This window comes from Luteimonas qiangzhengi, from assembly GCF_039548515.1.
Taxonomy (GTDB): domain Bacteria; phylum Pseudomonadota; class Gammaproteobacteria; order Xanthomonadales; family Xanthomonadaceae; genus Luteimonas.
Genome location: NZ_JBCLVE010000004.1, coordinates 1 through 23,153 on the forward strand (window position 1 = coordinate 1; position 23,153 = coordinate 23,153).

28 protein-coding genes and 2 pseudogenes are annotated in these 23,153 nt (G+C 63.6%); 20 read left to right on the forward strand and 10 right to left on the reverse strand.

What is annotated here, in order from left to right; genetic code table 11:
* The first annotated feature begins 265 nt into the window (after positions 1-265).
* The 4 genes from WCE59_RS03800 to WCE59_RS03815 all read left to right on the forward strand — a co-directional run bounded on the left by WCE59_RS03800 (position 266) and on the right by WCE59_RS03815 (position 3,673).
* Positions 266-697, forward strand: coding sequence for a tetratricopeptide repeat protein (locus WCE59_RS03800; RefSeq protein WP_132987253.1), 432 nt, complete (start codon positions 266-268; stop codon positions 695-697).
* A 620-nt stretch (positions 698-1,317) separates the two neighbouring features.
* On the forward strand, positions 1,318-2,319 hold the full coding sequence (locus WCE59_RS03805) for a Gfo/Idh/MocA family protein (protein ID WP_343257428.1): 1,002 nt from the start codon (positions 1,318-1,320) through the stop codon (positions 2,317-2,319).
* Positions 2,320-2,832: 513 nt separating this feature from the next.
* Positions 2,833-3,117, forward strand: a complete 285-nt coding sequence (locus tag WCE59_RS03810; RefSeq protein WP_343257392.1) for a hypothetical protein — start codon at positions 2,833-2,835, stop codon at positions 3,115-3,117.
* Positions 3,118-3,205: 88 nt separating this feature from the next.
* Positions 3,206-3,673, forward strand: a complete 468-nt coding sequence (locus tag WCE59_RS03815) for an HNH endonuclease (protein ID WP_343257393.1) — start codon at positions 3,206-3,208, stop codon at positions 3,671-3,673.
* Between the two features lie 182 nt (positions 3,674-3,855).
* On the opposite strand, the gene WCE59_RS03820 is transcribed toward WCE59_RS03815, so the two are convergent.
* Positions 3,856-4,988 (reverse strand): IS3 family transposase gene (locus WCE59_RS03820; RefSeq protein ID WP_449284096.1). Its coding sequence is split into 2 segments (ribosomal slippage): positions 3,856-4,754 and positions 4,754-4,988, totalling 1,134 coding nucleotides; the frame shifts between segments, so codons are not numbered across the junction.
* Between the two features lie 146 nt (positions 4,989-5,134).
* On the opposite strand from WCE59_RS03820, the gene WCE59_RS03825 reads away from it, so the two are divergent.
* The 4 genes from WCE59_RS03825 (at position 5,135) to WCE59_RS03835 (ending at position 7,715) form a co-directional block, all read left to right on the forward strand.
* A complete protein-coding gene (locus WCE59_RS03825; RefSeq protein WP_343257395.1) occupies positions 5,135-5,623 on the forward strand; it encodes a shikimate kinase in 489 nt (162 codons plus the stop codon).
* Between the two features lie 111 nt (positions 5,624-5,734).
* Complete coding sequence (locus WCE59_RS03830) at positions 5,735-6,169, forward strand: hypothetical protein (RefSeq protein ID WP_343257396.1); 435 nt, start codon at positions 5,735-5,737, stop codon at positions 6,167-6,169.
* 32 nt (positions 6,170-6,201) lie between these two features.
* Complete coding sequence (locus WCE59_RS13740) at positions 6,202-6,711, forward strand: CFI-box-CTERM domain-containing protein (RefSeq protein WP_449284097.1); 510 nt, start codon at positions 6,202-6,204, stop codon at positions 6,709-6,711.
* Between the two features lie 416 nt (positions 6,712-7,127).
* A complete protein-coding gene (locus tag WCE59_RS03835; protein WP_343257397.1) occupies positions 7,128-7,715 on the forward strand; it encodes a cold shock and DUF1294 domain-containing protein in 588 nt (195 codons plus the stop codon).
* On the opposite strand, the pseudogene WCE59_RS13745 reads toward WCE59_RS03835, so the two are convergent.
* Positions 7,708-7,842: pseudogene (locus WCE59_RS13745) on the reverse strand (lipocalin family protein); the annotation flags it as partial. The gene WCE59_RS03835 and the pseudogene WCE59_RS13745 sit on opposite strands and share 8 nt — an antisense overlap.
* A gap of 77 nt (positions 7,843-7,919) precedes the next feature.
* Between WCE59_RS13745 and WCE59_RS03845 the strand changes: the two are divergent.
* The 8 genes and pseudogenes from WCE59_RS03845 to ampC all read left to right on the forward strand — a co-directional run.
* Positions 7,920-8,531 carry a Spy/CpxP family protein refolding chaperone gene (locus WCE59_RS03845; protein WP_343257398.1) on the forward strand — a complete coding sequence of 204 codons (612 nt, stop codon included), beginning with the start codon at positions 7,920-7,922 and terminating at the stop codon, positions 8,529-8,531.
* 48 nt (positions 8,532-8,579) lie between these two features.
* Entirely contained in the window at positions 8,580-9,557 is a 978-nt protein-coding gene (locus WCE59_RS03850; protein ID WP_343257399.1) for an alpha/beta hydrolase family protein, read from the forward strand.
* 123 nt (positions 9,558-9,680) lie between these two features.
* On the forward strand, positions 9,681-9,974 hold the full coding sequence (locus WCE59_RS03855; protein WP_343257400.1) for a hypothetical protein: 294 nt from the start codon (positions 9,681-9,683) through the stop codon (positions 9,972-9,974).
* Positions 9,878-10,351, forward strand: coding sequence for a haloacid dehalogenase-like hydrolase (locus WCE59_RS13750; RefSeq protein ID WP_449284098.1), 474 nt, complete (start codon positions 9,878-9,880; stop codon positions 10,349-10,351). Before WCE59_RS03855 ends, WCE59_RS13750 begins: the two co-directional genes overlap by 97 nt.
* Entirely contained in the window at positions 10,348-10,629 is a 282-nt protein-coding gene (locus tag WCE59_RS03865) for a hypothetical protein (RefSeq protein ID WP_343257401.1), read from the forward strand. Before WCE59_RS13750 ends, WCE59_RS03865 begins: the two co-directional genes overlap by 4 nt.
* A 56-nt stretch (positions 10,630-10,685) precedes the next feature.
* Entirely contained in the window at positions 10,686-11,126 is a 441-nt protein-coding gene (locus tag WCE59_RS03870) for a hypothetical protein (protein WP_343257402.1), read from the forward strand.
* Between the two features lie 56 nt (positions 11,127-11,182).
* Complete coding sequence (locus tag WCE59_RS03875) at positions 11,183-11,578, forward strand: GFA family protein (protein WP_343257403.1); 396 nt, start codon at positions 11,183-11,185, stop codon at positions 11,576-11,578.
* 10 nt (positions 11,579-11,588) lie between these two features.
* Positions 11,589-12,740, forward strand: a pseudogene (gene ampC / locus WCE59_RS03880) (class C beta-lactamase); the annotation flags it as partial.
* Positions 12,741-12,778: 38 nt separating this feature from the next.
* On the opposite strand, the gene WCE59_RS03885 reads toward ampC, so the two are convergent.
* From WCE59_RS03885 to rpsU, 7 genes are all read right to left on the reverse strand, one after another.
* Positions 12,779-13,177: a hypothetical protein gene (locus WCE59_RS03885; RefSeq protein ID WP_343257405.1), complete on the reverse strand. Its 399-nt coding sequence runs from the start codon at positions 13,175-13,177 to the stop codon at positions 12,779-12,781.
* Between the two features lie 13 nt (positions 13,178-13,190).
* On the reverse strand, positions 13,191-14,450 hold the full coding sequence (locus WCE59_RS03890; protein ID WP_343257406.1) for a DNA/RNA non-specific endonuclease: 1,260 nt from the start codon (positions 14,448-14,450) through the stop codon (positions 13,191-13,193).
* 75 nt (positions 14,451-14,525) lie between these two features.
* Positions 14,526-15,080 carry a cytochrome b gene (locus WCE59_RS03895; protein WP_343257407.1) on the reverse strand — a complete coding sequence of 185 codons (555 nt, stop codon included), beginning with the start codon at positions 15,078-15,080 and terminating at the stop codon, positions 14,526-14,528.
* A gap of 87 nt (positions 15,081-15,167) precedes the next feature.
* A complete protein-coding gene (gene dnaG / locus WCE59_RS03900) occupies positions 15,168-16,907 on the reverse strand; it encodes a DNA primase (RefSeq protein WP_343257408.1) in 1,740 nt (579 codons plus the stop codon).
* A gap of 30 nt (positions 16,908-16,937) precedes the next feature.
* The gene (locus tag WCE59_RS03905; protein WP_343257409.1) at positions 16,938-17,894 is read right to left on the reverse strand and encodes a YihY/virulence factor BrkB family protein; all 957 of its coding nucleotides are present in this window, start codon (positions 17,892-17,894) and stop codon (positions 16,938-16,940) included.
* A gap of 180 nt (positions 17,895-18,074) precedes the next feature.
* The gene (locus WCE59_RS03910) at positions 18,075-18,521 is read right to left on the reverse strand and encodes a GatB/YqeY domain-containing protein (protein WP_343257410.1); all 447 of its coding nucleotides are present in this window, start codon (positions 18,519-18,521) and stop codon (positions 18,075-18,077) included.
* A gap of 126 nt (positions 18,522-18,647) precedes the next feature.
* Positions 18,648-18,863 carry a 30S ribosomal protein S21 gene (gene rpsU, locus WCE59_RS03915; RefSeq protein ID WP_343257411.1) on the reverse strand — a complete coding sequence of 72 codons (216 nt, stop codon included), beginning with the start codon at positions 18,861-18,863 and terminating at the stop codon, positions 18,648-18,650.
* A gap of 173 nt (positions 18,864-19,036) precedes the next feature.
* Here rpsU and tsaD point away from each other — a divergent pair, with 173 nt between their 5' ends.
* The 4 genes from tsaD (at position 19,037) to WCE59_RS03935 (ending at position 22,277) form a co-directional block, all read left to right on the forward strand.
* On the forward strand, positions 19,037-20,071 hold the full coding sequence (gene tsaD / locus WCE59_RS03920) for a tRNA (adenosine(37)-N6)-threonylcarbamoyltransferase complex transferase subunit TsaD (RefSeq protein WP_343257412.1): 1,035 nt from the start codon (positions 19,037-19,039) through the stop codon (positions 20,069-20,071).
* Positions 20,072-20,178: 107 nt separating this feature from the next.
* The gene (locus WCE59_RS03925) at positions 20,179-21,465 is read left to right on the forward strand and encodes a mechanosensitive ion channel family protein (RefSeq protein ID WP_343257413.1); all 1,287 of its coding nucleotides are present in this window, start codon (positions 20,179-20,181) and stop codon (positions 21,463-21,465) included.
* A gap of 42 nt (positions 21,466-21,507) precedes the next feature.
* Positions 21,508-21,873, forward strand: coding sequence for a dihydroneopterin aldolase (folB, locus tag WCE59_RS03930; RefSeq protein ID WP_343257414.1), 366 nt, complete (start codon positions 21,508-21,510; stop codon positions 21,871-21,873).
* Entirely contained in the window at positions 21,870-22,277 is a 408-nt protein-coding gene (locus tag WCE59_RS03935; protein ID WP_343257415.1) for a 2-amino-4-hydroxy-6-hydroxymethyldihydropteridine diphosphokinase, read from the forward strand. The genes folB and WCE59_RS03935 overlap by 4 nt, the downstream gene beginning before the upstream one ends.
* Before the next feature lie 45 nt (positions 22,278-22,322).
* On the opposite strand, the gene WCE59_RS03940 is transcribed toward WCE59_RS03935, so the two are convergent.
* Positions 22,323-23,063 (reverse strand): pteridine reductase, encoded by a 741-nt coding sequence (locus WCE59_RS03940; RefSeq protein WP_343257416.1) that lies wholly within the window; start codon positions 23,061-23,063, stop codon positions 22,323-22,325.
* Positions 23,064-23,153 lie beyond the last annotated feature (90 nt).

Genomic DNA, 23,153 nt, shown 5'->3' on the forward strand with positions numbered 1-23,153 from the left:
TGGTGGGTGCGATGCGCGGCGGCGCCTGAGTCCCGGAGCGGCTTCCGGGACTCAGGCGCGAGACAGTTGGTTGCTCGCCGGGGACTGCGCTGATAGCTTCGACATGGGGCTTGCCGGATAACTGGGGTGCTATCCGGCTTGAACGGGGTAAATCACGGTGGGGGAGGGTGTTATGCGGCTGAAATGGAGCTTTAACCCTGTTATCCAGGCCTGTTACACCTCGTTTACGCCGCATAATTGTTGTTAGGCCGCAATGGAGAATTCCGTGGAATCGCTTGCCCCACTACTGAGCCAGCTCACAGCCATTAAGTGGCTCCTGATCTTTATTGCGCTATGCGTATTGGGCATGCTCATCATCTTCTTCGTCATTGCGGTCAACCTGTTGGACGCAGTAAAGGAGGGGCGGAGCAGTAACCGGAGCAGTAACAAAAGATCGGAGCTCGATGAATTGCTCGCTTCTGGACAGGGCAAAGCTGCAAAGTTCACCGCATTGGAGTGGGTTTCGTCTCAACCCCTTAGCCCCGATGCCCATTGGGCTCTGGCCAAGGCTCACTACCAACTGGGCGAGCTGTCAGAAGCAAAGAAGGTGCTCACGGGCTTGCTCAAGTTTGCTCCCGAAGAGCACTATCGAGTGGATTCGTGGCTTGAGTTACTGGATACGGAGTTCTCGGAGCGGCGGCCGAGGCCGGTGTCCTGATATGCGGCCTAACAATGCGTTCAAGCCGAAGCCGCTTCGTTCCGCAAAGCACATGGCAGATACAGCTTGCCATGTGCTTCGCTCCACTACGCGTCTCGGCTTAACTTAGGTGTTAGGCCGCGGGGCAACACCGAGGGCACCGCTGCATCCATCGTTCAATCTCGACTCGCAGTTAAAACGGAGAACTCAGCATGTCCACTGGCGTCGTAGTTGTTTTTATCGTCATTCTGATTGCAGCGGCGGCAACCTACGCGGCAAAGAGAAAGAAGGGGTAAGGGCTATTGTGCGGTGCAAGTAGTCAAGAGACATCGGCTCTTGCACCGTAACTCCCGCACAGGAAGATCGGGTCCAATCCAGCCATGTTGTTCACAATTGCTGCATGCGTCAGCTGTGGCATCGTGCTGGTGGCTGCAGGCTCATGGGTCGCGGCCTAACAGTTCGTTCAAGCCGACCCCGCTTCGCTGCTTCTCTTGAGTTGACGGGTGCTGGTACGCTTCCGGTCCACCAGCCGTCGCCGCAGCGGGGCGGCTTAACTCAAGGTGTTAGGGCGCATCATAAGTGCCTTCACATCGTCTTGCAGAGAGCCAGGCCAACACAGTATGACTAAAGTTCGGTGGGGAATGATTGGTGTCGGTTCAGTCGCTACGTACAAGAGCGGTCCGGCCTTCCAGTTGGCTCAAGGAGGAACGCTCGTCGGTGTCGCGTCAAGGCGCGCCGCGGCGACTGAGGCGTTCGCAAGAGCCAATGACGTTCCTATAGCTTTTTCGACTCCTCTTGACCTTATAAACTCAAGCGAAATCGATGCTGTCTATGTCGCCACTCCGCCCTCATCACATGTCCAATTCGCCGTGGAGGTCGCAAAGGCTGGTAAACCTTGCTGTATTGAAAAGCCAATGTCGGTTCGCTACCGGGATGCTCAGGCCGCGGTAGAGACATTTAACGCTGCATCACTGCCTTTATTCGTCTCTTATTACCGCCGCAGCCTGCCCAGGTTCAAGAAAGTCACCGAGTGGCTGAAGTCCAATAAAATCGGCTTGGCGCGTGAAGTCCATTGGAAATTATCTAGAGTCTACAGTGCCCCAGTCAATAAGATCCCGTGGCGCATGAGTACGACCGAAGCTCCCGGTGGGATATTTGAAGACTTGGCTTGCCATGGACTGGACCTGTTCGACTACATGTTTGGCCCCATCTCGGACATTGAGTCCGCGCACCTCGAATCAAATCCCGAAACTCTGATCCCCGATCGAGTTAGAGCTAGATGGCGTCATGGGAAAGAAATTATTGGCACGGGGGATTGGAACTTTGCGGCAACTCAGAGAGTCGATTCTGTGACGGTTGTTGGGACCCGGGGGCACATTAAATTTTCTATGTTTGATGAGATGCCTGTTGTCCTTCATGGACGAGAAGGCCCAGCCTCACTGATGATTAAAAATCCGAACCCTATTCAACTTCCGCACGTTGAAGCAATGAATACACATTTGGCAGGCGGATCACATCATCCGTCGACAGCGCACTCTGCAATTCGAACGGCGCTGGCGACCGAAGTGATCGTGCATGGAAGTTCGGCCGAACTGTCTGGCATCAGGCTAGCCCAAGAGAGGGCGGCGGCACATGCGCCCTAACAATTCATTCAAGCCGACGCCGCTTTGCGGCACGGCTTAATTCTGGTGTTAGGCGCGCTATCGCACCGCATGGAGGCATGAAGTGAAACTAACTACATCCGAGGTCCGCCATTTCAAGAACGTGTTGTGGGGGACTCGCTTTTGGGCGTGGTTTCGCTGGGTGCTCTTGTTGGTTCTTGGCTACGCCGCCGCAGCACACTTCACTGGCTGGAAGCCTGTGGCCCGAACTGACTGGCTGGCCGCAGGCGCGGTGTACCTCCTGGTCGCTTGGCCAGGATTGTGCCGCACATACGTGTTTCATACGCTTCACCGTGTGCTGGCCGAGGACCCGGAGGCACGGGCACAGCTCGCTGCTGCTGGTGTGAAAGAGTTCGCGTCTGACACGTCGGGCGGGCGCGCCTAACAATGCGTTCAAGCCGACGCCGCATCAGGTCGCAAACCACATGGCAGGTACAGCTTGCCATGTGCTTCACGCCCCGCTGCGGCGCGGCTTAACTTAGGTGTTAGGCGGCAATGACAGTATTCATTGTGCTATTGGCGCTGGATTTTGTCGTCTACTACTGCGCGTGGTTCTATGCTTGGAGTCGGCTGGGGCGGACCTCACCGGAGCAGCGAGAAACACTCGATGTTCCAAGTCCATGGAAGAACTTCTCGTATGAACTGTTTGCTTTCACGGCATCTCGTAAGTTTCTTCGGATCACAGACCGCGCTGCTAGGCGGGCTTTCGGCCTTACTCTCTTTCTCTCGCCGGTGCCCGCCTTGCTGGTTCTGGCCTTCTGGCTCACCTTGCCGAGCTGATGCTACCTTGCCGCCTAACAGTTCGTTCAAGCCGAACCCGCTTCGCGGGTCGGCTTAACTCAAGCGTTAGGCCTCAGAGGAGGGTTCTGTGGAGTTTGAAGGGAAGACCATCGCAGGCACTGAGCTGTCTGCACTCCTCGACGAGCTCCGAGGTAGGCGCCGCGACATCAAGTCGGCATCGAAGGACACCGTCAAACCACGGTCGGCCCTTTCCAACGCACAGAGATCCCAGGTGCTCGCCAAGACCGACAACCGCTGTCACATTTGCGGTGGAACGATCTCGGAGTCCACTTGGCATGCAGACCATGTTTTTCCCCACAGCTCTGGCGGGGCTCACTCTGTGGACAACTACCTGCCTGCCCACGCAGGGTGCAATAACTACCGCTGGGATTATACGCCAGACGAGTATCAGCTAATCCTTAAGCTGGGTGTCTGGTTGAAGGGTGAAATTCTTCGCCAAACGAACATTGGCAAACAAGCTGCTGAAAAGTTCGTCAAGAAGCAGGCCTCCGTTGCCAAGCGCAGGCGGCCAGCGCCATCGCAGTCTGAGGCCTAACAGTGCGTTCAAGCCGAAATTGCATCGCTACGCCAACAACATGGCACAAAGAGCTTGCCATGTTGCCGGCTACGCGCTGCAATTCGGCTTAACTTGAGTGTTAGGCCTCAGGGGGAAGTTTGGTGCGGCGACCGCGTTCAATCATTCTGAATCGCCCCGGCTTCTGTAGACACCCCGAAGCCTCAAATTGATTGTCGCTTTTCGAACTCTACCGGAGGCAGCCCATCGTTGTGGCTGTGCTGCCGGCGGGTGTTGTAGAACATCTCGATGTAGTTGAAGACATCGGACCTGGCGTCGTCGCGAGTCGTGTAGATCCGGCGCCTGATGCGCTCGCGCTTGAGGAGCTGGAAGAAGCTCTCGGCGACGGCGTTGTCGTGACAGTTGCCGCGCCGGCTCATGCTGCTGACCAGGCCGTGCGCCTTCAGGAAGTCCTGCCAGTCGTGCCCGGTGTACTGCGTTCCCTGGTCCGAATGCACCAGCAACCCGGCCGGCGGCTTGCGCCGCCACACCGCCATCATCAACGCCTGCAATACGAGGTCGGTGTGCATGGTTGGCCCCATGGCCCAACCGACGATCTTGCGCGAGAACAGGTCCATCACCGCTGCCAAGTACAGCCAGCCTTCGTGCGTGCGGATGTAGGTGATGTCGGTGACCCAGGCGCGGTTCGCCGCATCCGGATCGAACTGCCGCGCCAGATGGTTGTCGGCGACGACGGCTGGCTTGCCCCCGCGCATGCCAGGACGACGGCGATAGCCGACCTGTGCTCGCAAGCCTTCGCCACGCATCAGCCGCGCAACCCGGTGCTTGCCGCAGCGCTCGCCGAGATCGCGCAGGTCCCGCGTGACCTTGCGGTAGCCGTACACGCTGCCACTCTCCAGCCACGACTGCTTGATCAGGCCCAGCACGCGACGATCGTCCCTGGCCCGTGCCGACAATGGCTCACGACGCCATGCGTAGTAGCCGCTGGGGTGCACGCCCAGCACGCGGCACATGCTGCGCACCCGGAACTCCTGCTCATGGTTGCGCATGAAGGCGTACTTCACCCGGACTGCTTTGCAAAGTACGCCGCGGCTTTTTTTAGAATGTCGCGCTCCTCCGTCACCCGACGAAGCTCCGACTTGAGCCGACGCATCTCTTCCGCCTGGTCAGCCGCTGCTGCCCGCGCCGGCGGCGACATACCGTACTGCTTCCGCCACGTGTACAGGCTGTGGATCGATACGCCCAGCCGGGCGGCGACGTCCGCTACCGAGTGGCCACGATCCGTGACCTGCTTGACCGCCTCAACTTTGAACTCTTCCGTGTATCGCTTGCTCATGGACACTCCTGCTGCTGCCGTGGATTATGGCTGCAAGGTGTCTACGAAACACGGGGCGATTCATCCGGCGCCATAGCGAAAGGTCTAACAGTTCATTCAAGCCGATGCCGCTTCGCGGCACGGCTTAATTCTGGTGTTAGGCCGCTATGAAATTTCTCGTTTTCGGTAATTCCGGCTCTGGCAAAAGCACCTTGGCTAAGCAATTGGCCGAGCAGCATGGGCTCGCCCACCTCGACCTCGATTCCATCGTCTGGGAGCCGGGCAAGATCGCAGTCCAACGTCCAACTCACGCGATCGCAGCATCCTTGACCGCGTTCCTCTCCGAGCACACCCGTTGGGCCATCGAGGGCTGCTACGGCGAACTCGTACAAGCTGCGTCCCACCATTGCAGCGAGCTTATGTTCCTTAACCCCGGGCTTGAGACATGCCTAGAGCACAACCGCAGGCGTCCTTGGGAGCCCCATAAGTACGCCTCAAAAGAAGCCCAAGACGAGATGCTGGAGAACCTGCAAGCTTGGGTGACGGGCTACTATGAGCGGCAAGATCAGTGGTCGTACCACGCGCACCGTCAGATCTTTGATTCTTTTGCAGGTCGCAAGAGCGAGCGTCTCAGTGGCAGCGCGGTCGCGGCCTAACAATTCGTTCAAGCCGAAACCGCTTCGTTCCACCAAAGGCATGGCAGGAAAAGCTTGCCATACCTTTGGCTCCACTACGCGGTTCGGCTTAACTCAGGCGTTAGGGCGCACATGAAGTACTCCGCGGCCATTGGAAGAACGATTCCCTGCGGGATCATCGGCTTGTTCGCTGGTGGCTACCTCGCATCTGTGCTCCTGGGGATCGGCATCGCATTCTCCAATCCCGCGCCGCAGCTTCATGATTGGCTGTCTGTGCCGCTAGCGGCATTTCCTCTTCTCGCCATCGCGCTGCTCTTTGCCGCGCCAGCCACACTCCTCATCGGGTGCCCGTTGTACGCGGCGCTGCTGCAACGAGGTCGCGCCTCCGTCATCTCAACGCTACTTACTGTTCTTGTCGTTGCTGCCGTATGCTCTGTGGCCATAGAGCCGGCCGTTGCATACCTCGTTGGCTTGTACGGCGTCCCTATTGCACTAATTACTCACGCATTGCAGCGGGTGCGCTCTAACAATTCATTCAAGCCGACGCCGCTTCGCGGCGCGGCTTAATTCTGGTGTTAGGCGCACTGTGGGGAGGCACCATGGCGTTAATTCAATGTCCGGAATGTGGGAAGCAGATCAGCGATAAAGCCGCGGCTTGCCCTGACTGCGGCAATCCGATGGCCCTTGCCAACTCTCCTGGCCAAGAATCGGGCACTTATTGCTCATCGTGCAGCCTGCGAGTTACCCCTGTTGTAACAAGTGTTGGCGGTGGCAGTTGTTCCGTTGGGAAGCGCGAGACTTGGAAGTGCCCACGGTGCAGGCGCGTCTTGCATAAATCTGGTTGCTTTGTAGCTACCGCAACGTATGGTAACGAAGATGCTACTGAGGTCAGGTTCCTCCGCGCATTCCGGGATCAAATTCTCAAGCGATCATTCGTTGGTCGCGTTTTTACGGCCATGTACTATAAGTGCAGCCCATACCTCGCTCGCACAGTGGAACTATCGCCAGCACTTCAAAGGGTATCTCGGCGCTGTCTCGATATGGTGGTCATGCTCATTGAGCGTTTTACGCATCTCCGCCGCACATCGTTCCGCGCACCGCTTCCATAATGAGTCGCGTTGCGCCTAACAATGCGTTCAAGCCGAAGCCGCTTCGTTACGCAAAGCACATGGCAGGTACAGCTTGCCATGTGCTTTGCTCCACTACGCGTCTCGGCTTAACTTAGGTGTTAGGCCTCACATGAAGATCCCCGACACGCTGGCCGCAATGGCACTACTTGGGATCTGCGCCGCATGCTCGAACCCGTTTTCGTTCGGGCTCGGCCGCGTAGAGATCCGGCTAGATGAAGCGTCAGTACGCGCCATGCTGAGTGATGAGAATAGGCTCCTTGTCCCCCCTGACTAAATCATCTGATCATTAGAACTGCGTTGAGGTATGACTTGAACGTCATGCAAGTCGAAGGATTATCCCTGCCAACATCAAGCGCCGCCGGGGTGTGGTGCCATCAAACGGCTTGGATCGCTAAATGAGACTGGCAGGGCGCATTTCCGATTGGAACGACGATAAGGGTTTTGGCTTCGTGACGCCCGGTGGGGGCGGCACGCGCGCATTTGTGCATATCAAGGAGTTCCAGCGGGGTTCGCGCCGCCCAGTCGACGGTGACCTGGTGTCGTACCTTCCAGCGGTGGATAGCCGAGGGCGGACGAATGCCAGGCAGATACGCCACGCGGGCCAGAAGGTCGCGGCGGCAAGGCAGCAGTCCCGGATCCCGCGGACGGCGCTCGGCACGCTGGCGCTGGTCGCAGTTACGGCGGCTGGCGTGGCGGGGTTCATTTCCCTGCCGATGGTGGGCTGGTATGGCTTTGCGAGCCTGGTGAGCTGGCTTGGGTACCGGTCCGACAAGATGGCGGCCCAAGCGGGGCGTCGCCGTACGCCGGAGGCGAGCCTGCATCTGGTGGCGCTTGCCGGTGGCTGGCCTGGCGCGCTGATCGCTCAGCAGGTGTTTCGCCACAAGACAGTAAAGCGACCGTTCCAAGTGGTGTTTTGGGGGACAGTGGTGGCCAACCTTACGGCGGCCTGGTGGCTGCTTGGGGAATGGTCTACTCGCGCGTGAGGATCCACAGGTACTTTCTGTCCGGTGAACCCACCACGGCCCAGCGATAGTCCGGGTCCAGGCCGATGATCCATCGATTCGTCCTGGGCAGTTGCCAGGGTGGAGGCCAGCAGGAGGGCAAGAATCGCGAGCAGGGGGCGCACGGGCATGGGTTCAGTCCAATATGTGGGGCGGCTTGAATCTCACAATGAACGTGTCGGGCGCATGAAGCCTGCCGTGCCTGGTTACACACTGCAATTTGGCTCCACTCCACACGTCTCTCGACCAAGGATCCTGACCTTGAAACTGTCTGCTTTGATGTTCGCTGTTCTGTTTCTCGCCCCTGCCGCATCGGTCGCCGCTTCACCGTCCTCGCCCTACGCCGGGGAGGAGGCACGGGAGATCAAGGCACTGACCTCTGGTGAAGTTGAAGGGCTCCTGGCCGGTAAGGGAATGGGCTATGGGAAATCCGCAGAACTCAATGGCTATCCGGGACCGGCGCATGTGCTTGAGCTGGCTTCCGAGCTGCAGCTCACCGACGACCAGCTGCAAACCACACGTGACATCCATGCACGCATGGAAGCCGCCGCCAAGGCTGGTGGCGCCCAACTGGTCGCCGCGGAGGCCGAGCTGGAACGGCTGTTTCGCTCGGGAGCGGTGGATGAAAGCGGCATGGCGTCGGCGCTTGGACTGATCGGCAGGCTCCAGGCCGAGCTGCGCGGCGCCCACCTCAGCGCGCACGTCGAGCAGCGAAGAGTGCTTACTGCAGAGCAGATCGAGCGATATGTGCATCTGCGCGGGTATCGTGATGGGCGCGGGAGTGGCCACGGTCACTGAGCTGCAGCGGCCCAGCAAGGCAGGCCGCATCTTTGGGGAAAGAAAACTGTGAAGAAGTTGATGGTGGTACTCACCGTCGGGGTGCTTGTGCTCCTGACGTCGAAGGGCGCTGCGGCCGCTGGCTATCAGCGCGTTGAAGTTCCGGCGTCGGGTGCGGAGCCGGCAATCACGGCAATGGTGTGGAGCCCGTGCGCGGATGCTCCGGTAACCGCCGAACTGGGACCGTATGACGTATCAGGTTCGCCGGGCTGCGCGATTGAGGGGGAATCGCTGCCACTGGTGGTGATTTCCCATGGTCATATGGGCACCCTGCTGGGGCATCACGATACGGCCACCGCCCTGGCCGATGCGGGCTTTGTGGTTGTGTCCCTAAATCATCCTGGGGATACCTTCGGCGATGATTCCGGAGCCTATCGGGTAGCGATATTTGAGTCCCGGCCGCGCGATGTAAGCCGGGTGCTCTCTTTCATGCTGGAAGAGTGGCCCGCGCGCGGGCAGCTGGATGCTGAGGCGGTGGGCGTGTTCGGATTTTCCCGCGGCGGCTATACGACGCTGGCTCTGGCGGGTGCCAAGCCCGACGTCACGGCGGCCGGGCAGCGCCTGTGCGGCCGGTGGTGGTCGCTGATCATGCCGATGTGCCGCGAGATCAGGTTCAGCGCGCCGGAGCTGAAGCCGCAGGCCGATCCGCGCATCCGTGCCGCGGTAGTGGTTGATCCGCTGAACCTGTTTGATGACGCGGGTCTGCAATCGGTGCGCGTGCCGGTGCAGCTGTGGGCTTCGGAGCTGGGCGGGGATGGCGTGGAGTTTGAACACATCGAGGCCATCCGTACCGCGCTTCCGCAGGCGCCGGAATACCACGTGGCAAAGGGTGCCGGACACTTCGCCTATCTGGCTCCATGTGCGCCACGCCTGGCCGAGACTGCCCGGGAGATCTGTGAAGATCCGGAAGGATTCGATCGTGCGGCCTGGCATCGCTCGATGAACGAAACGGTGGTCGCGTTCCTGAAGCGGCATTTGCTCCGTTAGTGGCCGATGGGTCAAACGAGGCCCCGGGAGCGGCTGTCGTTGAGATGTAAGGTGGGCGCTGATAGTTTGCGCATGGGGAGCGCGCGGCATTGAAGGCCGCGTTGCTGAATCACAGGGGACATCATGGATACACAGGTTGCTGCAGCAGGGCGGCAGAACAGTTCGACCGGGCGTGCGGCATGGATCTGCCTTGCCATTGCCTGGATCACCTTTCTGGTGCCGTTTCCGGGCATCGGGCTTTTCATTGGCTGGCCGCTCAACCTGGTGGCCTTCATCCTCGCCATCGTTGCGATGGGCCAGGCCGGGACGAACGCGGGCCTATGGCAGCTGCTTGCCTCGCTGATCCTGTCGCCGTTTATCTACTTCATCGGACTGGCGGTGTTGATTGGCCTGGTCGGCATGGCCGGGCAGATGTAGTTCTCCGCGCAGTGCGACCAGTCCCTTGCTGCTCCCCCGGACCCCGCCACCGGGCAGCCGGACCCGGACCCGGACAAGTTATCGGCGTTCCTGACCGAGTATCCGGAGGTGGCCTTGATGTCTATCTGCAGCCATGGTGCGAAGCGCACGGTCTGGAGCTCATCTGTTCGTCGCTGGAGCATGACTCCGGGATGCTGACGGGGCGATACCAGGGCAGGCAATGTGTCCTTGAAGAAAAGGTCCGCCGGGTGCGTGAGCGCTATGACCTGACCAGGTTCTCGGCCATCCATGCATATGGCGACACTCCCGAGGACCGGCCCCTGCTCGCGATTGCGAGCACGAAGTACTACCGCTGGCAGGAGATTGGCGCCCAATGATGCGCCTGCTGGCGGCAGCCATCACGGTGGCGATTCTGGTGGGGTACCTCGCGCTGATGCGCATGGCGCCGGACGTGTTTGGCTGGTTGTATCCGCGTGGCGGCTTTCCGATTTTGACGTTTTCGCTGCTGGCGGCGAATGCGGCGCTTTGGGCGGCGACGCGCTTTGATTTCACCCTGAGGCAGAAATTCCAGCTGGTGGCAGCAGCCTGGATCTGGCTGCTGGTGCAGGGTGGGGCGATGGCCTGGATGTGCGTGTGGGCGGGGTGTTCTTGCTGATGGCGATGTGGGGGATGTACGGTGTTTCCTCTTTGGCGTTGCAGGCGAGATAAGGCATGGCCGTTGATCCAACCGACCCGATTCCAGAATCCGAAATGCGGTTCCTGCGGCCCATCGGCCACGGGCTGCTGGCGCTGCTCGTCGGATTCAACGGCGCTTACCTGCTGATTGTGGTCCTGGAGATGGTGGGCGGTCCGGACCTGATGGAATGGGCGATGTCGCTATCCCTGTCTGCCACGGTGCTCGCGCTGGTCTGGATCGTCCGACGGAGCCGGCGCAAGCGTGCGGAAGCTTCGCGCCGCGCGGAAGCCGGCGAGCCGCGGCCGCGCACGGGAGTCCTGGTGGCCTCGGTGGCGATGACCGTGATGGCATTGCTGTCAGGCTGGTTGGCGCTTGCCGCGCAGCCGGTCAACTACGGGCTGGTGGGATGGGTGATCGCCGCGTTGGCAATCAGCGTGCCTGCATTTGTTTCCACGGTGAAGAAAATGCGCCAGTGAAGCAGGATTCGCGTCGACCGGAGGCCGATCGGGCCTGATGCATCAAGGAGAACGAAATGAAAGGCAAGTGCCTCTGTGGATCCATCGAAGTCTCTGCCAAAATCCAGAACGAGGTCGGGCTGTGCCATTGCTCCATTTGCAGGCGCTGGTCCGGCGGACCGATGTTCGCCGTCCATTGCGGCACGGATGTCGAGTTCAACGGGGCGAGTCCGTCCACGTACCGGTCCTCGAAGTGGGCCGAACGTGGATTCTGCGGCCAGTGCGGGACGCATCTGTTCTATCACCTGCTTCCCGGCAACGAGTACATCCTCCCGGCCGGCCTCTTCCAGGATCAGGAGTTCGAGCTGACCAACGAGATCTTCGTTGACGAGAAGCCTGCGTTCTATGAGCTCCGAAACGACACCCGGAAGCTGACGGGGCAGCAGGTCTTCGAGCAGTTCGGATCGCAGTGAGGGCGAAGCGATGAGGCCGATTGTGCTGTTTCTAGCAGCAATTCTTGTGGCGATCGTGCCGCCGACGGCTGCGCGGGAGCCGCGGTCTGGCTCCGAAGAGGCTGGACGGGTCCGGGCGGCCGTTGACGCTGCGATTCTGCCGCTGATGTCCAGGCACGACATCCCGGGCATGGCGGTCGGGGTGATCGTTGATGGTGAGCCGCATGTGTTTACCTACGGCGTCGCCTCGAAGGAAACTGGCGCACCGGTCACCGAAACGACGCTTTTTGAAATCGGCTCGGTCAGCAAGGTCTTCACCGCAACGTTGGCCGCGTACGCGCAGGCCACCGGCAAGCTGTCCCTGGAAGATCACCCGGGCGAGTACCTGCCGGAATTGAAGGGCAGGCCGATCGACCAGGCCACTTTGATTCACCTGGGCACGTACACGGCAGGCGGATTCCCCCTGCAGTTTCCCAACGAGGTGACGGACGATCCGGCCGCCATGGACTACTTCCACAGCTGGGAGCCCTCGGCCCCGCCGGGAACGCGGCGCGACTATTCCAACCCAAGCCCGGGCCTGCTCGGCGTGGTGGCTGCCAGCGCAATGGATGGCGATTTCGCCGCGTTGATGCAGGCGACGATATTCGACGCATTCGGCATGGCGGACAGCTTCATCCACGTGCCGGATCACAGGATGTCGGACTATGCCTGGGGCTATCGCAACGACAGGCCGGTCCGGGTGAATCCGGGTCCGCTCGCCGAGCAGGCCTACGGCGTCAAGACGACGGTGTCGGATCTGGTCCGCTTCGTGCTGGGGAACATCGATCCCGATTCGCTTGAGCCGACGATGCGTCGGGCCGTTGAAGTAACACAGGTTGCGTACTTCCGTGCGGGACCGATGGAGCAGGGTCTCGGCTGGGAAAGATATCCGCAGGCCGTCTCGCGCGAGTGGTTGCTCGGCGGCAACGCGAGGGAAATGGCGTTCGAGCCGCAGCCGGCTTACCGGCGGGAGGGGCAGGACGGGGACGGCCGCTACTTCTTCAACAAGACGGGTTCGACCGGCGGCTTCGGCGCCTACGTGGCGTTCGTGCCCGCTGAGAAATTCGGCATCGTCATGCTTGCCAACCGGGGCTTTCCAAACGCGGATCGCATAGACGCGACATGGATGATCCGCGAGCAGCTTGGATCGGGCCCCGCGCCCGGGTCCGGGCAGCCGGCGGTTCAGCCCGGCCGCGCGCGCTCGGAAACTTCCGCCAAAGTGGCCGGGGTGATGTCCCACTGATCGGCGGCTTCGTAGGCGAAGTCGACGCCGATCTTTCCGGTGGCGCTGTTGATGCGGATCACGCAGGCGCCCCACGGGTCCTTGTCTTCCACCCGGGTGGCCTCGCGCAGGGCTTCGATGTGGCCGCCGAGGTCACGCGATTGCGGGGTGGCGGCTTCTGGCGGCTGGCCGTCGCGGTAGCGGAAGCCGCTGATCTTCAGGCCCAAGCCGGTGTAGGAGGCGATCAGGGCGTAGCCGTCCCAGGGTTCGGCATCGACGGTGGGATCGGTGACGATCGCCTGGCCGATCCGGTTGATCAGGGCATTGCTGTGGTCGTTACTGTGAGCATTGCTGTTCATCGGAGCGAGGATATCAGGCGGTGCCGCCGATCATGCCGTCCATCTGGGCCGGCCGGATGTTGCTGAAGTGCTGCCCGGCCTCGTTGTCGAACAGGATGGTCTGCGGGTCGTACACCACCTTGCCGGTGTCCGGATCGGTGACGCTGTAGTTCACGATCACCTGCTCCGGTCGTTCGGCGCCGGCGGGGGCCAGTTCAACGCTGATGTCCACGTCCATGCCGTGATCCAGCCAGTCGGCCCACTCCTGCTCCATGCGCGCATAGGGGCCGGTGTTGAAGTTGGCCTGCTGCGGGAACATGTTCACCGGGCCATGCCCGTGCACGAAGCGGTAGGCAAAGATGTGCCCGGTGTGGTGGGTGCTGTCGAGGTTGTTGTCGGTGCGGAAGTCGCTCTGGGCCTTGCTCTCGGTGCGGTCGGTGTCGCGGTGGCGGCTGCTGCCCGGAGTCCAGGTGAGCGTGCCTTCGGCGTGCACCGGGCGGCCTTCGCCGTCGAAGGTCCAGGTGATGTCGTTGACTTCGCCGCTGGCCACGTCGGTGATCAGGCCGTTGATGCTGTCGGCGGTGACGGTTTCGCTCACCCCCACGGTGCCGTCGGGCTGGGTGCCGGTGACCAGTAGATGGTTGAGCGCGGCACGCTGGTCGGGCGCGGTGGGATCGCGCTGGATCAGGGTGTGGATGCCGAAGTCTTCGCGGCTGGTCGCCGGAGAGCCGGGGCCGGTTTCAAACGGCGCGTCGAACACGTGCGACGGGCCCGACATGATCCGCAGCTCCGGCGTCGGCGTGGATTTGGTGATGGTGCTCTTGCTGATCACCAGGCGCACGTCGCTGATGTCGGCGATGCCGTTGACGTCGGCCAAGGTTTCGAACGTGGCCTGGAATGGGGTGCCGGCGAAGTCGCTGCCGCGCAGCTCCACGCTGGTGCCGGGCGGCCAGGTGTCCGGATCCATCGGGTTGAGCGCCTGCATGGCCTCGGGCGTGGCCTGGGCGCGGATGGCGTTGGCGTGATAGCTGACCTGGATTGGCCCGCTGTTCTGGCCGGGCGCACTCACCGTGACTTCAGTGCTGCCGGTCCAGGTGGTGCGCTGGCCGGCGCTGGATTCGTCACTGATGCGGGTGCTGGCGGGCGCGTGCTCGAAGGCCAGCTCGCGCCCGTTGGCGCTGGTGATGGCCGGCCCAAAATCCTGCGCCGGGCCCGCTGTGTCGCGGAAGCGCTGCAGGGCGCTGTTGACCCAGTCGGACAGGGAAAAGTCGGAATTGGGCGCGTTGATTGTCATCGGGGGCACGCGAAACAGTGGCCGTAGCCGGTGCCCGGAAGCTTATCGATGCCGCATAACGCCGGGTATTGGGGTTTACCCGAGGCGACCGGCCATGCGGGCGGCGGTGCCATCGCGCAGGAACGCCTGGTGCACGGCCACCATCAGGATATGGCCCACGATCAGCGCCAGCAGGGTCCAGCCCATCAGCCCGTGGGAGGCGCTGGCCGGGGCCATCATCCAGTCCACCTGCTGGCCGGTTTCCGGAAACAGCGGGATGCCGAACGGCGAGAATCCGCGGCCGCGGCCGTAGTCGCGCATCAGGGCGACGAAGGGGATGTAGAGCATCAGCAGGTACATCAGCCCGTGGGCGGCGGTGGCCACGCGGCCACGCAGGGTGCCCGGCTGGCGCGGACGGCGGCGCCACTGCAGCAGGGCCCAGGCCGCGCGTAGGAGGACCAGCAGCATCAGCAGGGCGCCAACAGGCTTGTGCGTGCCCATGATGAAGGCGGCAATGGCGTTCTCACGGCCGATGGTGATCTTCAGCACCATGCCGGTGAGTTGCCAGGTCAGCACGGCCACCATGGCCCAGTGGAAGAGGCGGGAGACCAGGCCGTAGCGCTGGGGTGAATCAAGCAAGCGGGAGGACATGTTGCGCAGTTTCAACATCAGGCAGGGCAGCGAATGATGCCAGCCGGCGCCAATGCTTGCTATTCATAAAAATGAGGTTGGATGCGCTCAGGTCGAGCGGGGGGCGGCCTGCAGCTGGCGCAGCTCGTCTTTTTCCGCCGCTGACAGGGCACTGAAGCCGCCTTCGGCAACCCGCTGATGCAGTTCCTCCACCCGCTGGTCGAGGGTCTGGCGGTCCAGGCGGGCGATGATGTCGAGGAATTCCGATCGCCAGGCTGCTTCTTCGCCGGGCAGACTGATGATGGCGAGCTTGTGCAGCGCGTCGGCTTCATCACGGCCGCTGAAGTGTTCGATCAGGGCACCGGTGGTGATGTCGGGGCGCGTGTGCACCACGGCCAGCAGCTCGGTCAGCAGCGCGATGCCGGGCTGGCGCAGGGCGGTGAAGCGGTAGGACTCGGGCAGGTCCAGCGCCAGCGCCGGGCGGTGCAGCAGCAGGATGATGGCGGTGCGCACCAGGCTGCGTCGCGGCGCCGCCTTGCCTGGCCCACTGGGGCGCTGCTGTGGCGGCCGCGAGGCAGGCGCAGTAGCGGAACGGCCGCCGACGCCGGTGAGTTCGGTCAGGCGCTGGCGCATCAGGTCGGCGAAGGCACCGTCGGGAATCTTCGACAGCTGTGGGGTGGCACGTTCGGCCAGCCGCGCCTTGCCATCCAGCGTGCCCAGGTTGATGTCTTCGCCCACGCTGTCGAAGAAGAATTCCGACAGTGGCGTGGCTTTGGCCAGGCGGGCATCGAAACCCTCGGCGCCTTCGGCACGCACCAGCGAATCCGGGTCTTCGCCATCGGGCACGAACAGAAAGAACGCCTGGCGGCCATCGCGCATGCGCGGCAGCACCGTTTCCATGGCCTTGACCGCGGCGCGGCGGCCGGCGGTATCGCCATCGAAGCAGAAATACACATCCGGCGCGCTGCGGAACAGCAATTCGGCATGGTCGGGTGTGGTCGCGGTGCCCAGCGTGGCCACGGCCTGGGTGATGCCGTGCTGGAACAGCGCGATCACATCCATGTAGCCCTCAACCACGATCAGCCGGCTGAGCTCGCGGTTGGCCTGGCGCGCCTGCCACAGGCCGTACAGCTCGCGGCCCTTGTGAAACAGCGGGGTTTCGGGCGAGTTGAGGTACTTGGGCCCGTCATCCTTGCCCATCACCCGGCCGCCGAAGGCGATGGTGCGCCCGCGCCGGTCAGAGATCGGGAACATCACCCGGTCGCGGAACTTGTCGTACACATGGCCGCGGTCGTTGCGGCTGAGCATGCCGGTCTTTTCCAGCAGTCGCAGGCGACGCTCGTCGGTGCCGAGCCGGTCCTTGAGCGCGGAAAAGCCGTCCGGCGCGTAGCCGATGCCGAACTGCTCGCGAATGGCTTCGCCCACGCCGCGGTTGTCCAGGTAGGCGCGGGCGGTGGCGCTGGCGGCCAGTTCGCGGCGGTAGAAATTGCGCGCCGAATCCATGGCGTTGAACATCGCGTCGATATCGCCGTCGCGGTTGTTCTGGCGGGTTTCGCGCGGTACTTCCATGCCGGCGGTGCGGGCCAGTTCCTCGATCGCATCAAGGAATTCCAGCCGGTCGTACTCCATCAGGAAACCGATCGCGCTGCCGTGCGCGCCGCAGCCGAAGCAGTGGTAGAACTGCTTGACCGGCGACACCGTGAACGAAGGCGAGCGCTCGTCGTGGAACGGACAGCAGGCGGCGTATTCCCGGCCCTGGCGCTTGAGCGGCACGCGGGCGTTGACCACCTCGACGATGTCGGTGCGGGCAATGAGATCGTCGATGAAGGCGTCGGGAATGCGGGACATGGCCCCGCTAGGATGCCACGCCCGCTGCTGTCATGGCCGCGGCGGCGAGGGCTCGCTGGCCAGGGATGGACCGCCGTCCTCGGGAAGGACCACCGGCAGCCGCCGCGGATCATCGACCTTGTCCGCGCGGCGGGCGACGTGTGCGCGCCAGCGCTCGTCGATCACCGCGGTGATCATGGCGCCGCCGAAGAAGATCATCGCCGCGTAGTACATCCACACCAGCAGCAGCACCAGCGCGCCGGCCGATCCGTAGGCGCTGCCGGGCGCGGCCTGGGCCAGGTACAAGGCGATCGCCCAACGTCCGACCAGGAACAGCACCGCGGTGATCAGCCCGCCGAGGAACGCCTGCTTCCAGTGCACCCGGCGGTCGGGCAGGTAGTGATACATCAGAGCGAAGGCGCAGGTGTAGACCAGCAGCATCACCGCGTTGCCTGCCAGGGGCACCAGGACGGGGATATCGCGGAATGCCAGTTCCACCACGGTCCCTGCCAGGGTGGAGATGATGATCAGGAAGCCGAGCGAGAACACCACGCCCACCGAAAACACCCGCTTGCGCAGCCAGGCCATCAGGCCGCCGAGCGCCTTGTCGCTGGTGTGGAAGATGAGGTTGAGGGTAGTTTGCAGGCGTGCGAACACCACGGTGGCGCCGACGAACAGCAGCAGCGTGCTCCACAGGCCGGCGAGGCTGCCGATGTCAGGCTGATCGCTGGCATTGCGGATGACGGTGTTAGCCACGGCCTCGGCCTGCGGGCCGGCGAGCCCGCCGATCTGGCTGATCAGCGCGTCCTGGGCCTCCGGGTACAGCGAAGCGGTCAGCCACAGCAGCAGCACCAGCAGCGGCGCCAGCGAGATCAGGGCGAAGAACGAGAGCGAGGCCGCCTGGGTGAGCAGGTCGCATTCAATGAAACGCTGGACCAGGGCGTAGGGCAGGCTTTTCTGCACCCGTTCGACGAGGCCCTTCACGCGTGGGTTTTCGAGCAGCTTCATGGGGCCAAGGATGACATGCGCCTGTCACCGGGCCGTGTAGGAGCGCGCCATGCGCGCGAAGCCGCGTGAATCGCGGTTCGCGGCAATGCGTCGGTCACGGTGTCCCGGCCGGAGCCACGGGGCGTGGATTGATGTCACGCGGTTTCGCGCGCGTGGCGCGCTCCTACAAAAGCTGGGCCGTCAGGCGGTGAGCTTCTGCTTGACCAGTTTGGAGACCAGGCCCATGTCGGCCTTGCCGGCGAGCTTGGGCTTCAGCGCGCCCATCAGCTTGCCCATGTCGGCCGGGCCGGTGGCGCCGGTGGCGGCAATGGCGGCGTCGATCTCGGCGCTGATCGCGGCCTCGTCCATCTGCGCCGGCAGGTAGGCTTCGATCACTTCGATCTCGGCCCGCTCCACCGCAGCCAGGTCTTCGCGATCGGCGGCTTCGTACTGGGACACCGAGTCGCGGCGCTGCTTGACCATGCGCACGAGCACGGCGGTGACGTCCTCATCGTTGAGTTCGATGCGCTCGTCCACTTCCCTCTGCTTGATCGCCGCGTTGATCAGGCGGATCACGCCCAGGCGCTGCTTCTCACCGCTTTTCATTGCGGTCTTCATGTCTTCGATCAGGTTCTGCTTGAGGGTCATGGGGTGGCTCCTGGGAATGCGGAGGAACAAAATGCGAAGGAACGAAGAAAAGCCGGCGACGCTTGAGCGTGCCGGCTTCCCGTAGAAGCGAGCTGTGGCCTCCGCGCCAAGGCGCGGAGTGGCCGATCAGTACAGGCGCTGGCGCTTGGTGACGTCACGCGCGGCGCGGCGCGCCTGACGCTTGACGGCAGCCGCAGCCTTGCGCTTGCGCTCCTGGGTCGGCTTCTCGTAGTACTCGCGCTTGCGGGTCTCGGCGAGGACGCCGGCCTTTTCGCAGGTGCGCTTGAAGCGACGCAGGGCAAACTCAAATGGCTCGTTTTCGCGGACTTTGACGCTGGGCATGGAATCTCCGGGGATGGAATCGCCGGCTGTTTGCGTCGGCGAGCCCGCTATCATATCCCCGCTCACAGCGGCGCTGCAAGTGGGGGCGGGTTTTCGTACTCATCGAGGGGCTGGCGCGGGGCCGGATGCGGCAATGCGTGACTTGCGGCGCCAGCGTCCCCATTCTATCGGGTATGCGAGTCCTCGGTATTGAAACCTCCTGCGACGAAACCGGCGTTGCGGTCTATGACACCGCCATCGGCGGCCCGGCCGGGCTGCGCGCCCAGGCGCTGTACAGCCAGATTGCGCTGCACGCCGAATACGGCGGCGTGGTGCCGGAGCTGGCCAGCCGCGACCACGTGCGCAAGCTGCTGCCCCTGATCCGTCAGACCCTGGCCGAGGCCGGGATGGGCGTGAATGACCTGGACGGGGTGGCCTACACCGCCGGCCCCGGTCTGGTGGGTGCGCTGATGGTGGGCGCGGGGGTGGCGCGGTCGCTGGCCTGGGCGCTGGAGATTCCGGCGCTGGGCGTGCATCACATGGAAGGCCACCTGCTGGCGCCGCTGATGGAGGAAGACCCGCCGGAGCCGCCGTTTGTGGCCCTGCTGGTGTCGGGCGGGCACACCCAGCTGGTGGCGGTGGATGCGATCGGCCGTTACCGGCTGCTGGGCGAGACCCTGGATGACGCCGCGGGCGAGGCCTTCGACAAGACCGCCAAGATGATGGGCCTGCCGTATCCGGGCGGCCCGCAGCTGGCCAGGCTGGCCGAGCAGGGCACGCCGGGGGCGTTCCGCTTCCCGCGGCCGATGACCAAGCGGCCGGGACTGGATTTCAGCTTCAGCGGGCTCAAGACCCAGGTGCTGCTGGCCTGGCAGGACAGTGACCAGTCCGACCGGACCCGGGCCGATATTGCCCGCGGCTTCGAGGATGCGGCGGTCGATACGCTGGCGATCAAGTGCAAACGCGCGCTGGACGAAACCGGCAGCAAGGTGCTGGTGGTGGCTGGCGGCGTAGGCGCCAACACGCGCCTGCGCGCCCAGCTGCAGGAGATGGCCGCCGCGCGCGGTGGCCGGGCCTGCTTCCCGCGGCCGGAGCTGTGTACGGACAACGGCGCCATGATCGCCTTCGCCGGGGCGCTGCGGCTTGCCGCGGGGCAGCGCGATGGCGCCGAACCCCAGGTGCGCCCGCGCTGGGACATGGCTGCTTTGCCGGCGCTCGATACCGCCTGAGCGCCAGCGTGGGGGCGAGTGGGGCAGGGCCGCCGGACGATGCCGGTGAGGGCCGCGTTCAAGCGGATTCGTTAGGATTGCACCCTTTCGACCATTCCGGAGCCGACATGCAAGCACGGCTGCAACTGTTGCAGGACACCCTTTCCCCCTGGCCCTGGGCCTACACCGCGCTGATGCTGGCAGGCCTGTTGCTGCTGGCGTGGGTGGCCAATTTCGTCACCAAGAAAGTGCTGGTGCGCGGGCTGCGGCGGGTGCTCGGCATGCTGCCGGGGCTGCGCGGCGGCCACGATGCACCGGCGGTGCAGATGCGCGCGATTCCCCGACTGGCCAACGTAGTGCCGGCACTGGTGATTTCGAGCGGAATCCTGCTGGTGCCGGGCCTGCCCGCTTCCGTGGCGCTGGTGGTGCACAACCTGGCCAACGTGTTCATCGTGTTCACCGTGGTGCTGGCGATCAGCCACGTGTTCGACCACATCAACGAGATCTACGAGCGCCGGCCCGATGCCCACAACAAGCCGATCAAGGGCTACCTGCAGGTAGCCAAGATCCTGCTGTTCGCGCTGGCGGCCCTGACGGCGGTGGCGATCCTGGCGGGGGTCAAGCCGCTGCACGTGCTGACCGGTCTGGGTGCGGCCAGTGCGGTGCTGATGCTGGTGTTCCAGGACACGATCCTGTCGTTTGCCGCCAGCCTGCAGATCAGCGGCGACGGGCGCGTGCGCATCGGCGACTGGATCGAAATGCCCAGCCAGAACGCCGACGGCGACGTGATCGATATCGCCCTGCACACGGTGACGGTGCAGAACTGGGACAAGACCATCACCACCGTGCCCACGAAGAACCTGATCAGCCATGCTTTCAAGAACTGGCGCGGCATGCAGGAGTCGGGCGGGCGCCGGATCAAGCGCGCGCTGTATATCGATCAGGGCAGCGTGCGCTTCCTGGGACAGGAAGAGATTGGGAACCTGCACCGCTTCATGCTGCTCGACGAGTACCTGCGTGGGAAGGAACAGGAGCTCACGGAATGGAACGCGCAGCTGGCCAGCCGTGGCGGCGACGCGCCGGTCAACCACCGCCGGGTTACCAACCTGGGTACCTTCCGCGTGTATGTGGACCAGTACCTGGCCAAGCACCCGGGCATCAGCCAGGAGATGACCAGCATGGTGCGCCAGCTGCAGCCGACCGAGGCGGGGATTCCGCTGGAGCTGTACTGCTTCACCAATGACGTGCGCTGGGTGTACTACGAGGCGATCCAGTCGGACATCTTCGACCACCTGCTGGCGATCCTGCCGGAGTTCGGGCTGCGGGTGTTCCAGCGCACTTCCGATGCGCCGATCGACGTGCGCCTGCATGACCAGCGCGTTGCGGCGGAAGGCCCACGGCCGGTCGAAGACTGAACGCGTTACGCTTGTCAGCCCCCCATCCGGGCACTGACCGCCATGGACAGGATCCACATTGAAGGACTGCGGATAGACGCCCTGGTAGGCGTGTATCCGCAGGAGCGCGAAGGCACCCAGCCCCTGCTGTTTGACCTGGAGCTGGCGTTCGACAACAGCGTGCCGGCGGCCAGCGATGACGTGGCCGATGCGCTGGACTATGCCGCCGTGTGCGAGGCGGTGCGCGAGCACACGGCGGCGCGCACCGACCAGCTGTTGGAGACGCTGCTGGAGAGCCTGGCTGCCGCGCTTTTGGAACAGTTCCCCGCGGCCCTGCATCTGCGCATCCGGGTGCACAAGCCCGATGCGGCGCGCGCGCTGGGCTGCGCCGGAGTGGGCGTATCGATCGTGCGTGGTCGGGCTGCGTGAGCCATGCCTGGCTGCTGGTGCTGGGCAGCGATGATGCCGATGCGGCGCCCATTACCGCTGCGCTGGCCGCCCTGGCCACGCTGGGGCGGGTTGCGTCGCTGACCGGGCTCCGTCGCAGTCCCGATGCCGAGGGTGCAGACCGCTGGTTCACCAACCGGCTGGTGCGTCTGGATACTCCGCTGGCGCGCGATGCGCTGGTGGAGCAGCTGCAGCGGATCGAGCGGGATATCGGCCGCTTGGAGCACAGCGACGCGGTGCCGATCGATATCGACCTGCTGGCCTGCGACACCAATGCCGCCGACAAGAGCGACGCTTGGCAGCTGGATCACTATGCCGCCGACAAGGGCGAGCAGTGCCGCGCCCACGTGCTGGCCCTTCTAAAAGAAGCCGGCATCAACCTGTAGGTCGGGGCTACGCCCCCGACGCCCCCGACGCGCACCACGCCGACCTCAGATACTCAGCGTCCGCCCGCCATCCACCGCAAGGATCTGCCCGGTCACGTAGGTGTTGCCGCGCAGCAGCCAGTGCACGGCTTCAGCGATGTCGCCGGGCGCGCCCTGGCGGCCGAGGGCGGTGCGTTCGCGCACGGTGTCCAGGGTCTCGGCCTTGACCGGGTTTTCCGACCACAGCACGTTGCCCGGGGCCACGCCGTTGACCCGCACTTCCGGGCCCAGTTCGAGCGCCAGCGATTTCGTCGCCATGGCCAGTGCGGCCTTGGCCATGCAGTACACCGGGTGGCCGCGCAGCGGGCGTTCGGCGTAGATATCAACGATGTTGACGATGGCGCCGCCGCTGCGGGCCAGGTGCGGGGCGGCGGCCTGGGCCAGGAAAAAAGGCGCGCGCGCATTGCTGGCAAACAGCTCGTCCCACTGTGCGGGCGTGACTTCGCCGATGGGCGTTGCGTAGTAGGTGGAGGCGTTGTTGACCAGCGCATCCAGGCGCCCGAAGCGGCCGATGGTCCGTGCCACCAGTTCCGGCAGGCGATCAAATTCGGCCAGGTCGGCCTGCAGGGTGAGCACGCTGTCGGGGCGCTGGGCGTGCAGTTCGGCCACCAGCGCGTCCATCTCAGTCTGAGAGCTGCGGTAGTGCAGGGCGAGGTCGTAGCCGTCGGCGTGCAGACGGCGGGCGATTTCGGCGCCGATGCGCTTGGCGGCGCCGGTCACCAGCGCCACGGGTCGGGCTGCGTCCATGGACGGGTTCCGCGATGGGCGCTTCATCTTAGCTGATGGGTTTGGCCGATCCGTGGTGTTGGTGGCTATCTGCCGGGAGGCTGCATTCAC

Bases quoted from the DNA above. Each gene is read 5' to 3' on its own strand.
- rpsU (WP_343257411.1), bottom strand. From the start codon at position 18,863: ATGCCCAGCGTCAAAGTCCGCGAAAACGAGCCATTTGAGTTTGCCCTG.
- WCE59_RS03925 (WP_343257413.1), top strand. From the start codon at position 20,179: ATGCAAGCACGGCTGCAACTGTTGCAGGACACCCTTTCCCCCTGGCCC.
- WCE59_RS03910 (WP_343257410.1), bottom strand. From the start codon at position 18,521: ATGACCCTCAAGCAGAACCTGATCGAAGACATGAAGACCGCAATGAAA.
- WCE59_RS03835 (WP_343257397.1), top strand. From the start codon at position 7,128: ATGAGACTGGCAGGGCGCATTTCCGATTGGAACGACGATAAGGGTTTT.
- WCE59_RS03825 (WP_343257395.1), top strand. From the start codon at position 5,135: ATGAAATTTCTCGTTTTCGGTAATTCCGGCTCTGGCAAAAGCACCTTG.
- dnaG (WP_343257408.1), bottom strand. From the start codon at position 16,907: ATGTCCCGCATTCCCGACGCCTTCATCGACGATCTCATTGCCCGCACC.
- WCE59_RS03865 (WP_343257401.1), top strand. From the start codon at position 10,348: ATGATGCGCCTGCTGGCGGCAGCCATCACGGTGGCGATTCTGGTGGGG.
- WCE59_RS13740 (WP_449284097.1), top strand. From the start codon at position 6,202: ATGGCGTTAATTCAATGTCCGGAATGTGGGAAGCAGATCAGCGATAAA.
- WCE59_RS03845 (WP_343257398.1), top strand. From the start codon at position 7,920: ATGAAGCCTGCCGTGCCTGGTTACACACTGCAATTTGGCTCCACTCCA.
- WCE59_RS03855 (WP_343257400.1), top strand. From the start codon at position 9,681: ATGGATACACAGGTTGCTGCAGCAGGGCGGCAGAACAGTTCGACCGGG.
- WCE59_RS03830 (WP_343257396.1), top strand. From the start codon at position 5,735: ATGAAGTACTCCGCGGCCATTGGAAGAACGATTCCCTGCGGGATCATC.
- WCE59_RS03905 (WP_343257409.1), bottom strand. From the start codon at position 17,894: ATGAAGCTGCTCGAAAACCCACGCGTGAAGGGCCTCGTCGAACGGGTG.
- WCE59_RS03940 (WP_343257416.1), bottom strand. From the start codon at position 23,063: ATGGACGCAGCCCGACCCGTGGCGCTGGTGACCGGCGCCGCCAAGCGC.
- WCE59_RS03805 (WP_343257428.1), top strand. From the start codon at position 1,318: ATGATTGGTGTCGGTTCAGTCGCTACGTACAAGAGCGGTCCGGCCTTC.
- WCE59_RS03885 (WP_343257405.1), bottom strand. From the start codon at position 13,177: ATGAACAGCAATGCTCACAGTAACGACCACAGCAATGCCCTGATCAAC.
- tsaD (WP_343257412.1), top strand. From the start codon at position 19,037: ATGCGAGTCCTCGGTATTGAAACCTCCTGCGACGAAACCGGCGTTGCG.
- WCE59_RS03810 (WP_343257392.1), top strand. From the start codon at position 2,833: ATGACAGTATTCATTGTGCTATTGGCGCTGGATTTTGTCGTCTACTAC.
- WCE59_RS03870 (WP_343257402.1), top strand. From the start codon at position 10,686: ATGGCCGTTGATCCAACCGACCCGATTCCAGAATCCGAAATGCGGTTC.
- WCE59_RS03875 (WP_343257403.1), top strand. From the start codon at position 11,183: ATGAAAGGCAAGTGCCTCTGTGGATCCATCGAAGTCTCTGCCAAAATC.
- folB (WP_343257414.1), top strand. From the start codon at position 21,508: ATGGACAGGATCCACATTGAAGGACTGCGGATAGACGCCCTGGTAGGC.
- WCE59_RS03895 (WP_343257407.1), bottom strand. From the start codon at position 15,080: ATGTCCTCCCGCTTGCTTGATTCACCCCAGCGCTACGGCCTGGTCTCC.
- WCE59_RS13750 (WP_449284098.1), top strand. From the start codon at position 9,878: ATGGCAGCTGCTTGCCTCGCTGATCCTGTCGCCGTTTATCTACTTCAT.
- WCE59_RS03890 (WP_343257406.1), bottom strand. From the start codon at position 14,450: ATGACAATCAACGCGCCCAATTCCGACTTTTCCCTGTCCGACTGGGTC.